This is a genomic window from Lysinibacillus sp. AR18-8, assembly GCF_001705465.1.
In the GTDB taxonomy this organism is placed as follows: domain Bacteria; phylum Bacillota; class Bacilli; order Bacillales_A; family Planococcaceae; genus Lysinibacillus; species Lysinibacillus capsici.
This window is the reverse complement of the sequence record NZ_MDGU01000013.1, coordinates 172485-183771: the sequence shown is the minus strand read 5'-3', so window position 1 is coordinate 183771 and position 11287 is coordinate 172485. Positions and strand designations below refer to the sequence as shown.

The window sequence follows — 11287 nt, the reverse complement described above, 5'->3', positions numbered from 1 at the left end:
CAATTATATGGACTTAATCTATGCGTAAATATTTTCACTATTAATATACCAATTATTCCACCAAGTATATTACATAACAAGTAGATAGCATCTATAGAACTAATGTTCCTAGGAACTAAACTAAACGACCCTAATAGTAGACGTAAAAGCTCTGTACCTAAACAACACAATATCACTAGAAAAATGGCTTTATTTATATTTTTAAAATGGAAAAGAACGCATAAAAATATCCCTAAAGGAAGTAATAATAAAAAATGATAAACTATAGATGAATAGCTCCACAAATACATATTGAAGTGGATACTATCAAAAATTCCAAACCAATCATTAGCTGTAATAAAACGTCTACTCTTGTCTGCTGGATTTAGAGGTAAAAGTGTTATTCCCCCTACTTTAATTTGAAGTAAACATAGTAAATAGAAGAGAAAGCTATATAAAGTAACGCGTCTTTGATTACTCTTGATTTCTTTTCTAAAGTAATCAAGAAATACATCTATAAAAATATAGACCAACAACACTAAAAATCCGAAAGGAACAATATTATATAGAACATAGTTTGTATGCAAGTAAACACCTCCCAAATTTTGTAACAACTATCATTTTACTTATTTTAACAATGTTAGTCAAATAGTGTTCTTCCACTACCATTTTTTCATTTAGCTGTTTTTATTGTCATTATAAAAAACACCCCCATAGACCACCATATCTATAGGGGAAAAAACGGTACGATATTCGTATGAAGTTTAGTAGGTTACCTCGGAATCTTTTCGCTTCGGAATAAGTGCAGTAAAAAGTGCAATTAAATTAGGTGGAATGCTAAATAATAAAAACAGCCAGTTTGTCGTCAGGATCGAGATGATCGTGAATACAATAATGGACGTCATGAAGACGAATAGGCCCACCTTCACACGCGAGGGCTGTAACGGGGCTGCGCTGGACATATTGATGGTCATCATAATTCCGATGATTCCCCAACTCGCTACGTGTGTTAATAAAAGGATACCTAAAACCATGGCAGTGCTTAATTCAATCCCAAAACTGAGTAACGTAAAGAAAACATACAGCGCTCCTAATGTCACATACCATGAATAGGATCTCGCCTTTTGCCAAATATGATAGTACAGCTCGTCTAAACCTCTGTTTTTTCTAGCTTTCTGTCGCCCGAACCACCATCCAAGGAGTCCACCAATCACTCCCCCATACAATCCAATCATACCCCAGATATTAATCTCCATCATTCATTCTCCCCTCTTCAAATATAAACACTTCTTCAATTGTGCTATTGAACGCTTTGGATATGTTGTAGGCAAGCTCTAAGGATGGATTGAATTTGCCTGATTCAATAGCAATGATTGATTGCCGTGAAACGCCAACTTGTTTCGACAACTCTTCCTGCGTAATCTTGTTCAATTTTCGTAATTCTCGAATTCTGTTTTTCATAATGCCTCCTTTATAAATGTAAAGCAAACTATACATTTAATGTTAAGTAAAGTTTACTTTACATCACTACGTATGTCAAGCAAACTTTACAATTTGATTTTTAGTTAGATGAAATGGCAATGTCGAGTAAAGAACAACAAAATTCTATTACTATGTACTATTTTCGGAAAATTTGATAAATTAATAGTAAGGAATGTTTTGAGCGTTACAAAAAGGAGGTTATCCAAATGAGTAAAAAAGAGCTCTTGCAAAATGGAGTCAATCAGGTTTTTTACGAAGAGGAATGGTACCCACCGTTATCAGAAGCATTAAAGAATCTCACTGCTGCGCAAGCTAGTTGGCAACCAGAAGGAAATGTCGCTAATACGATATGGGAAAATGTAAACCATTTATTAATCTTTAAAGAGCGCTTACTTTCTCGCTTACATAAAGATGAGACATTTGTTGCTCCACAAAATAATGATGAAACGTTTGTCCAAGGCGGTGCTCATGATGAAGATGCTTGGCAAGAAACAGTGAATCGAACCCTTCACGTACATGATGCCCTACAATCTTCATTAGCATCCTTGCAAGAAGAGGCATTAGATCAACCTAGTCCCGCTCTTCCAGTTTGGCAACAATATCTAAATATCCTTTTGCACGACGCTTACCATACAGGACAAATTGTTCAACTTCGTAAACTACAAGGTTCATGGCCAGCTAAGCGCTCCTACTTATAAACGAGGATTCCAATTGGTGATTGAAAAGCAGATGCCCCCTTAAGTTAGAGACAAACTACTAACTTATAGGGGGCATATCATTTAATTCGTTTTCATTATCCATCTTAAGCTGTTTATCTACCATAATCAGTAGAACATCACTAATGTCGAGAGTGGTTTTAGTAAGTTTATAAGTCTATCGGCTTACCACCTGTCACTCCATAAATCTGACCCGTGATATAACTTCCTTCATCCGAGGCCAGAAGAACATAAACGGGTGCAAGCTCTACTGGCTGTCCCGCACGGCCGAGAGGCGTATTTTGACCAAACTCAGGTATTTCTCCTTCTAATTTCCCGTTATCTAGCTGAAGCGGCGTCCAAATCGGGCCAGGTGCAACACCATTGACACGGACACCTTTAGAAGCAAAGTACGAGGATAGGGATACCATAAAGTTGCTTATTGCACCTTTTGTCGCGGCATAATCCATTAAAGATGAGGATGGATCGAAAGATTGAACCGATGTGGTGGTGATAATTGCACTTCCTGGTTCCAAATGTTCTTCAGCAGCTTTTACGGTCTCGAACATGCTGATGATGTTTACTTTGAAAGTGTCTTGCACTTGTTTAATTGTTAAGTCACTTAGGGATGGCTGTGCGATCTGTTGCGCAGCATTTAATACAAGAATGTCCAATCCGCCAAAGGCTTCTACGGTTTTTGTAACAATCTCTGTCGCTGTGCCGTCTTCTCGCAAGTCATACGGTAGCAGTAATGCTTTTCTTCCTGCTTTTTCAATTAATTCTTTAACGACGTTGGCATCTTCCTCTTCACCAGGGAAGAATTGTATGGCTACATTGGCTCCTTCACGTGCATAGGCAATAGCGGCAGCACGGCCAATCCCAGAATCGCCTCCTGTAATTAAGGCATTGCGCCCTTCTAAACGATTGTATCCTTTATATGATTCTTCTCCGCAGTCAGGTTTGGGGATCATTCCATGCTGTAGCGCTGGCGTGTTCTGTTCCTGATTTGGGAATTTTTCGGTATGAAATTTTTTACGTGGATCGGTTAGATGTGGGTTTCCCATCAGCTATCATCTCCTATTTTGATTAATTAGTGACAAACACTTTGTGTGCTTACACTGTTACATTTTGTTGAATACCCTCTGAACATTTACTTTAAACAGCATCAGATTCTTCCGCCCTTCCACCAATGATGGAGTCATTTACATTTTCCTTACAAAAGAAAAAACACCCTATATAAGCGAGCAGACTAGTCCACTGTTGAAATGGATAGTTTGAACACTTACATTGAGTGTTTGAAGAACCTCTATAAAGTAGGTTATGAAAGATATTTAATAACGCTTTGTTTGTTTAAATTAACGCCTCAATTGCTTGAGCTACTTGCTCTTCTGTTAAATTGTGACGCACGATGTAGCGATTGCGCGCATGCTTTGTACATTCGATTGTACAGCCACCTAAATGCTTTGCTTCATTTTCTTCAGATGCGATGATTTGCTTGTTACATTCAGGATTTGCACAGTTAATGTAGCGTTCACAAGGTTCACCGTCATAGTGATCACGACCGACAATCACATGCTCTACTTGATTGATTGGCACCGTTAAACGCTCATCGAAAACGTACATTTGCCCATCCCATAATTGACCTTTCGCCACAGGATCTTTTCCATATGTTGCTACACCACCATGTAATTGACCGACATTGCCAAAGCCTTCACGTTTCATCCAACCCGAAAACTTCTCACAACGAATACCACCCGTGCAATATGTTAAAACATTTTTCCCTTCGAATAGCTCACGGTTTGCACGGACCCATTCTGGTGTATCACGGAAATTTTTTACCTCTGGTCGAATCGCGCCACGAAAATGGCCGACATCGTATTCATACGTGTTACGCACATCTAATACTACTGTATTTTCATCTTGCATTTCAGCAAGGAATTGTTCTGGTGACAGGTAGCGACCTGTTAATTCATGTGGGTTGACGTCTTCTTCTAAGCCTAAGTTGACTAACTCAGGACGTGGGCGAACGTGCATTTTTTTGAATGCATGTCCTTCTGCCGCATCAATTTTAAAGACAATGCCTTCGAATAATGGGTCTGCTTGCATGTTTGCCATATATTGCTCTGTTTGCTCAATCGTCCCCGAAACAGTCCCGTTAATGCCCTCATTGGCTACTAAAATACGACCTTTTAAACCGATTTCTTTACACATTTCTAAGTGCGTTGCTGAAAACGTCTCTGGGTCTTCAATCTTCGTGTAATGGTAATATAATAAAACTCGATAATTCATTGTTTTCCACCTATCATTTCAATATTTGCAGGATATTCCTGATAGTGTCTTTTACGACCTATTAACCATAAAGGATAATCCGTTAATATGCTATCGGTAATTAGACTGAAATGAGTAGAAATAATTTTCCATATGCCGCTAGATAAAAAAAGACACATTCATTCGTTAAACAAATTTTATATTTTTCTTCACCGCATTTTCTACTAAAGCATAGAGTAAACTCGCAATACCAAAAATAAGCATCGAATTGATAATACTTAAATTATATTCTTCTATAAATCGCGAATCATAAATGATTACGAAAGAAAAAGCCCCTATTGCCCCACCAAATAAAGTGAAGGTAACCACTTTAAACAGCCAATTTTTCATAAAACGACTCACAATAAATGTTAGCGGTAAAAACGAAATCGGATAGAGAATAAAAGCAAAAGAGCCCATTAAGAACATATAGCCAACGCCTAAATCACGAAATCCCGTCATATATTCTGATGTCCTGATTTTTCTTCCTTCTAAAACTTCTAAGCCAAATCCAGCTAAGGCAAACAGCACTATAAAAGGTATCCACATGATTAAACAATGATAGAAAGTTTTCATTCTTATCCTTCCCCTTATAAATTTTTACTATTGGTACAATTCAACCTCTTAATAGATCAAACGAAAATCATGGAAGAAAGTTACAATGTTTCTCACCTGACAAAAGATCAAAAAAAAGCATATTTTAGGGATTGATACGCCTAAAATATGCACCTCTCATTTCTTCTCTTTAAAACACAATCCCAATAATGATGGCTGATAGAACACTTACAAGTGAGGCACCGTATAGCAATTTTAATCCAAAGCGTGCCACTACATTGCCTTGCTTTTCATTTAACCCTTTTACGGCACCTACAATGGTACCAATTGAGCCAAAGTTAGCAAAGGATATGAGGAATACAGAGACAATCGCTGCTGTACGCTCACTGAAGCTATCTTGGATTTTAACGAAGTCCAGCATGGCAACGAATTCATTTGCCACAAGCTTTGTCGCCATGATACTCCCTGCATTCACAGCTTCATGCCAAGGTACACCCATGACAAACGCAATTGGGGCAAAGACATAGCCTAGAAAACCTTGGAATGTGATACCGAAAATACCATTAAACACACCATTAATGAGGGCAATTAACCCAACAAAGCCTACTAACATAACCCCGACGATGATGGCTACCTTAAAACCGTCCATAATGTATTCGCCTAGCATTTCAAAAAACGTTTGCTTTTCACCTTCTTGCACTTCGATTATATCTTCCTCCGCTTGTACTTCATACGGGTTAATGATTGAGGCCACGATAAAACCACCAAACAAGTTTAATATGAGAGCTGCCACTACATACTTTGGCTCTAGCATCGTCATATAAGAGCCCACAATGGACATCGATACCGTTGACATCGCAGAAGCACATAAGGTATAAAGCCGATGCTTTGGTAAAAAGCCGATTTGATTTTTCACTGAAATGAATACTTCATTTTGCCCTACGATTGCCGCTGCAACCGCATTATAGGATTCTAGTTTTCCCATGCCATTGATTTTACTTAATACGAAACCTATATATTTAATCATAAACGGTAGAATTTTATAATGTTGCAATATGCCGATGATGGCTGACATAAAGACGATTGGCATTAAAACATAGAGGAAAAATGTATGTGCACCCTCATTCGCCATCCCACCAAATACAAAATTTGTGCCCTCATTGGCATATTCAAGTAGTTTTGCAAAGCTATCAGCAAATCCTTTAATTAAAAATTCCCCAATACCTGTTTTCAGTAATAGAAACCCTAAAACAAGCTGGATAACAATCATCACAATGATTGGGCGGTATTTAATCTTTTTCTTATTATTACTTGCAAGCCATGCTAAAAATAGCACGAGTAGTAGACCTACTATCGAAATAATATAATGCATGCTGTCCCCTCCGTAACGAACAATGTTTTCAAATGCTTTTTCTTCCCATCCCATGCAATCCCTTACGCATCGATGATTGTATGAAGAGCAATGTCCACCATATCAAAAAAGGATTTTTCACTTTCCTCGTGCGTTAAGCTTTCATTTGTTAATAGTTGACTACCTACCGTCAAAATAGACAATGCCTTTACTCCATATTTTGCGGCTAACGTATAGAGGGCGGTGCTTTCCATTTCTACCCCTAAAACACCGAATTCCATAAACTTATGAAGCCTGTCTAATGTTTCACGATAAAATTCATCTGAATTATAAATATTGCCAACAAACACATTGCCTTTTTTCCCTTGCGCTCGTTGAAACGCTTTCATTAATAAGGAAAAATCCGCAATTGGTGCGTAATTATTGCCGTAGAAAATTTTCTCCGTCAAATTGCTGTCTGAAGACACTGCTTGGGCTAGAATGATATCGCGGATTTGAATGTCCTTTTGCATCGCGCCACATGTGCCAATACGAATCAATTTTTTCACGCCATAATCGTTAACCAATTCAGTACCGTAAATACTCATCGATGGATTCCCCATGCCCGTCCCCTGCACGGAAATCGGTACACCTTTGAACGTTCCTGTATACCCATACATTCCTCTCACTTCGTTATAGCAATAGACATTCTCTAAAAAATGCTCTGCTACAAATCTTGCACGTAAAGGGTCTCCAGGCAGCAAGACACGCTCAGCTATTTCTCCCTTTTTTGCTCCTAAATGTCTACTCATTTTCATTCCTCCAAAAACTTGTCATTTATCTCCAATCCAATTAGGTAACCGTTTTCATTTACCAATAAAAAATACCCACAGCCATTTCCAAAACTACTTCTTTTACAAGAAATCTGTTCAGAAACTACTATGAGTATAAGGTTTAATAATCCTGACAAACTAGACCAGATTGTTACGTTGTGTACGGGAAATAATTGACCAAATTACCGAAGCAATTCTTGACGAATATTATCTAAGTCCCTTTTGGTAGGAATAGTAGATATAATAACAACCGGCACTGTCGTTAAGGCAACGGGAAAATTACTTATGACAAAATCAATGTGATGCTGCTGTACCATCTCATCCGTTAACCCCTTCATAATAGAAGTATTAATAATCAGCTGGTCCCCAATTTCATTCTTAATTAAATTGGCGATATAATGGCGGATTGAAAATTCCTCTCCAATAACCAAGAAGGCTCGTTTACTTTTATAACGTAGCCCTGAACGAACAAGCAAGGTAAGCTTGGTTAAATGAAAGTCATTATACAGGATAGAAGGGTACGCTTTTTTCCATGTTTGCATACAGACCTGCATATCTTGGTAAATTTGCTGACATTCAATTTGAACATAGTTTGTTAAATTACTTTTTGAAATCATCAGCCATTCAGGGATGGCATTATCGATTAAAAGCTTGTCTAAAAACTCATATACCTCCAAGCTAAACCGCTCATTCATATGTAGATTAGGGTAAACCTTTGCCAATAAGGTGAACAACTGCTGCGCCATTTGATCAATTTCTTTATTTTTATATAATTCGATTTCCTTCATTGGCGTCATGTCTGATCCTTCATAATAATGATATTGGCTTAGACTAAATAGAGATTGCATAAAAAACAATTCACGCTTTGGTAATTCAATCGAAAATTTTTCTTCCAGTGCCTGTGCAAAGTCTTTTACTGGCAAATAGAACATTCCTCTTTCCCAGGCGTAATCATCCTCCGTAATTTTGACATAGTTCCCCTTTCGTACTCTTTCCAAGACAATCGCCACTAAAAAGGATAATTTCCTCTTGGAGTTAATAAAATAAACAATGCTTTGCTCATGCTCTATTTGCGTGATGCATTGATTGATAAAATCAAAGTCACTATTGATAAATGGCCATCCTGTATACTCATAGGCATCACCATATAATTTCCAATAAAAGTAGCGGATATTCAATTCATTTCCCTTTACGGCGGGCGTCGAGTATGTAATGCGTAGCTTATACGGCTTCAAATCATGATTATTTAGTTGCGTAATCAACTTCTTCAACGAGGAGGTGCTCATAAACATCGCCTCTGCTAGCTCCTCCATCGAATAAGGTTGCCCATTGATAAACAATAAGTGCATGAAGCGATAGAAGATGGTTTGCCTGAACATGCTCGAAAGCACTTCACTAACGGTTGTACTTCGCCCATCTCGTTGTAGAAAAATTCCCTTTCCTCTAGATACGTCAATCGTCATTGTTGCTGGTAATTGCCGATTGATCTCTTCTACGAGCTTCCGTATGGTCTTATCTGAAATATGTAAGCTTTTTTCAACCTCCCCTAAAGTAAACCATCTTTGTTCAGAATCTAGTAACAGTAATAATTGACTAGCTAATTTGAATTCCTTATCCACGTTCTCACCCTATCCATCATTCACAAAAAGGAACATACACTGGTAGCTGTATGTCCCTTTTTGCGTTTATTTCATATACGTATTCAAAACTTTTTCGATGTCCGTATTAAGCTTGTTGATATCAACTGCTGGCACGGGCTGATTGACAAGCTGATATTTTTCTTTTAGTTTTAGGATTCTTTGGACACTTTCATTGATGCGTTCCTCTGTTATTTCCCCATTGCTGACGGCTACCTTCACCGCTTCTATCGCTGCTGTAATATTGGCATATTCATGAGCGATTAAAATAATATCACTACCAGCCTTGATTGAATCGACAGCTGCTTGCCCGATCGCATAATGATTCGTGATGGCCTTCATGGTCATATCATCAGTCATCACAACACCGTCAAAGCCCAGTTGCTTTCTTAGCGTACCCGTGATAATTTCCTTCGACATGGAGGAAGGATACTGTGGATCAATTTTTGGCAATAAAATATGTGCGACCATGACGACATCTGCACCATTGTTAATGGCCTCTTTAAATGGGACAAGCTCTAGCTGATTCAAATCGTTCAAGCTTTTTGTCACCTTTGGCAATTCTAAGTGGGAGTCCACAGATGTGTCACCATGCCCAGGGAAATGCTTCACGACAGGAATAACCTGCTCCGACTCCAGACCCTTCATTGTTTGAATGCCCAATTTGCTGACGATAGCTGGATCATTGGAAAACGAACGATCCCCGATAATTGGATTATTCGGATTGCTATTGACATCTAATACAGGCGCAAAGTCCAGATTGAAGCCAAATGCCTTTAATTGCTCCCCTAATAATTGGCCTACTTCAAATGAAAACTTGGATTGGTTAATGTCCCCAATTTTTCGGTTCGTTGGGAAATTTTTTAAAGCGCCTGGTAATCTGACTACTTTGCCACCCTCTTGGTCGGTGCCTAGGAAAAGTGGTAGCTGATTATTCGAATTGGCAGCCATTAAGTCATTCATCAATGTGACCGTTTGCTGGGGTGTTTCAAGATTATTGCCATAAAGAATTAAACCACCTACTTTAGCCTTTTGAATAAGGCTTATTGTCTCCTGCTGAAGCGTCGTACCTGAAACACCTGCAAACATCATTTGACCGATTTTCTCGTCCAATGTCATTTGTTCCACCGTATCTGGCGCTTGTGGCTTCAGTTCCGTATAGACCGAAATATGATGAACAGTAGGATTGGCATCACTGTCAATCGGTTTCGGTAAAATCCACTTTAATTGATAGCTGGCATTTACTTGGTAGACAAGAATAATTTGATCGGTTGAAGGATCCTGATAGTAACGAACTTCATCAGGTTCACCCAACTTATTTTTAATATCTGCTAAACGAATGCTTTTGATATTCTCTTTCGATGAACGGATATCGAAGGCCAGTGAACCTCGATAACCAATCGTCACATCCTCGTAATCTTCATATTGTCCATTGGCGGATTCAGTAACCTGCTGCGGTTCTCCCCATTGCTCACGAACCGCTTGTTGTTCTGTATCTCCTGCTGCAAATGGCACATCAGGTACTTTTCCTTCTCGCGCTAATTGAGCAATATCCTGAATGAGGACCTCTATATTGTCTGAACCACCTTCCTGTTCGGACGCATCCTCTTGAATGGGCGTTGTCTCAGGATTTCTAGTCGGTAGTGTGACTGGCCTCATTTTCATGCCGATAAAAAAGGCTAGACCCATTAACATCAGCACAAGAACTAGCAGCACACCACGTCTTCTTTTATGCATGTAAAAACCTCCTTCACCAAGCCATTTGGCGACATCGAAACAAATCTATCAACTAACGTTATCATAACTGCCACCTGAATTCAAAGCTCACGCTGTGAACAGAATCGCAGCCTTCAATAGAAAATATTATCGTAAGCTAGCAAAAATGCAAAAGAAGATGTTAAAATATTCACATAAAGGGGGATATAACACATGGGGAAATTAAGTAAAAGAAATATACTGTGGATTGTGCCAATCGGTATCTTAGCGGTATTTTGGTACTTCTATGGTCCACAAAAGGATATTACAGACAATGAATATATTACATACGTAAAAAACTATTCCTATGAAAATAGCGCAAAAACTTTGGAGAGTGCCTTTGCCTCTGCCTGTGAAAATCCATATTGGGTCTATTTTGAAACACAAAAGGGACAGGATGTTGTAGAGTTTGAGGGTGATTGCACGGTTAACAATGAAGTAGCCAAGGTCAATGTACAGTTTCTGGTAGACAACGACATCACAAGTGTTCAATCAGGTGCAATGCTTGTCGATAGTAAAATGCAGGAAGAAGCAGACCGCGATGAATTTTTGCTAGCACTTGCTAAATAATCCCTTATAGTGATGCTATAAGGGTTTTCTCTGGGAAAGCGGATAAAATGTGCAAAGTAGTGGATAGCAATCCTAAAGTGATGGATAGAAAGTTAAAAGTGGCGGATAGATCCTGTAAATTGACGGATAGCTCTGAGAAAGCGG

12 protein-coding genes are annotated in these 11287 nt (G+C 38.6%); 2 read left to right on the top strand and 10 right to left on the bottom strand.

Annotated features, from left to right (window positions below):
* The 3 genes from BFM98_RS24155 to BFM98_RS12040 all read right to left on the bottom strand — a co-directional run.
* The coding region (locus BFM98_RS24155) for a VanZ family protein (protein WP_066037509.1) at positions 1 to 566 on the bottom strand (566 nt) is incomplete at its 3' end.
* Between the two features lie 177 nt (positions 567 to 743).
* Complete coding sequence (locus BFM98_RS12045; protein ID WP_054548804.1) at positions 744 to 1235, bottom strand: hypothetical protein; 492 nt, start codon at positions 1233 to 1235, stop codon at positions 744 to 746.
* The gene (locus BFM98_RS12040; RefSeq protein WP_054548780.1) at positions 1225 to 1440 is read right to left on the bottom strand and encodes a helix-turn-helix transcriptional regulator; all 216 of its coding nucleotides are present in this window, start codon (positions 1438 to 1440) and stop codon (positions 1225 to 1227) included. Before BFM98_RS12040 ends, BFM98_RS12045 begins: the two co-directional genes overlap by 11 nt.
* Before the next feature lie 227 nt (positions 1441 to 1667).
* Here BFM98_RS12040 and BFM98_RS12035 point away from each other — a divergent pair, with 227 nt between their 5' ends.
* Positions 1668 to 2159: a DinB family protein gene (locus BFM98_RS12035; RefSeq protein WP_066037508.1), complete on the top strand. Its 492-nt coding sequence runs from the start codon at positions 1668 to 1670 to the stop codon at positions 2157 to 2159.
* Between the two features lie 167 nt (positions 2160 to 2326).
* Here the strand turns inward: BFM98_RS12035 and BFM98_RS12030 are convergent, their stop codons facing one another.
* From BFM98_RS12030 to nagZ, 7 genes are all read right to left on the bottom strand, one after another.
* Positions 2327 to 3220 carry an SDR family oxidoreductase gene (locus BFM98_RS12030; RefSeq protein WP_054548781.1) on the bottom strand — a complete coding sequence of 298 codons (894 nt, stop codon included), beginning with the start codon at positions 3218 to 3220 and terminating at the stop codon, positions 2327 to 2329.
* A 286-nt stretch (positions 3221 to 3506) separates the two neighbouring features.
* Positions 3507 to 4445, bottom strand: a complete 939-nt coding sequence (trhO, locus tag BFM98_RS12025) for an oxygen-dependent tRNA uridine(34) hydroxylase TrhO (protein ID WP_054548782.1) — start codon at positions 4443 to 4445, stop codon at positions 3507 to 3509.
* Between the two features lie 165 nt (positions 4446 to 4610).
* The gene (locus tag BFM98_RS12020; RefSeq protein ID WP_048390590.1) at positions 4611 to 5039 is read right to left on the bottom strand and encodes a hypothetical protein; all 429 of its coding nucleotides are present in this window, start codon (positions 5037 to 5039) and stop codon (positions 4611 to 4613) included.
* A 169-nt stretch (positions 5040 to 5208) separates the two neighbouring features.
* Positions 5209 to 6390 (bottom strand): NupC/NupG family nucleoside CNT transporter, encoded by a 1182-nt coding sequence (locus BFM98_RS12015; protein WP_036081191.1) that lies wholly within the window; start codon positions 6388 to 6390, stop codon positions 5209 to 5211.
* Between the two features lie 62 nt (positions 6391 to 6452).
* Complete coding sequence (gene deoD / locus BFM98_RS12010; RefSeq protein WP_054548784.1) at positions 6453 to 7160, bottom strand: purine-nucleoside phosphorylase; 708 nt, start codon at positions 7158 to 7160, stop codon at positions 6453 to 6455.
* Between the two features lie 203 nt (positions 7161 to 7363).
* Complete coding sequence (locus tag BFM98_RS12005; RefSeq protein WP_066037507.1) at positions 7364 to 8800, bottom strand: AcpB/EbpR/MafR family transcriptional regulator; 1437 nt, start codon at positions 8798 to 8800, stop codon at positions 7364 to 7366.
* 66 nt (positions 8801 to 8866) lie between these two features.
* A complete protein-coding gene (gene nagZ, locus BFM98_RS12000; RefSeq protein ID WP_066037506.1) occupies positions 8867 to 10555 on the bottom strand; it encodes a beta-N-acetylhexosaminidase in 1689 nt (562 codons plus the stop codon).
* 192 nt (positions 10556 to 10747) lie between these two features.
* Here nagZ and BFM98_RS11995 point away from each other — a divergent pair, with 192 nt between their 5' ends.
* Positions 10748 to 11143 (top strand): hypothetical protein, encoded by a 396-nt coding sequence (locus BFM98_RS11995; protein ID WP_048390581.1) that lies wholly within the window; start codon positions 10748 to 10750, stop codon positions 11141 to 11143.
* The last annotated feature ends 144 nt before the right edge of the window (positions 11144 to 11287 follow it).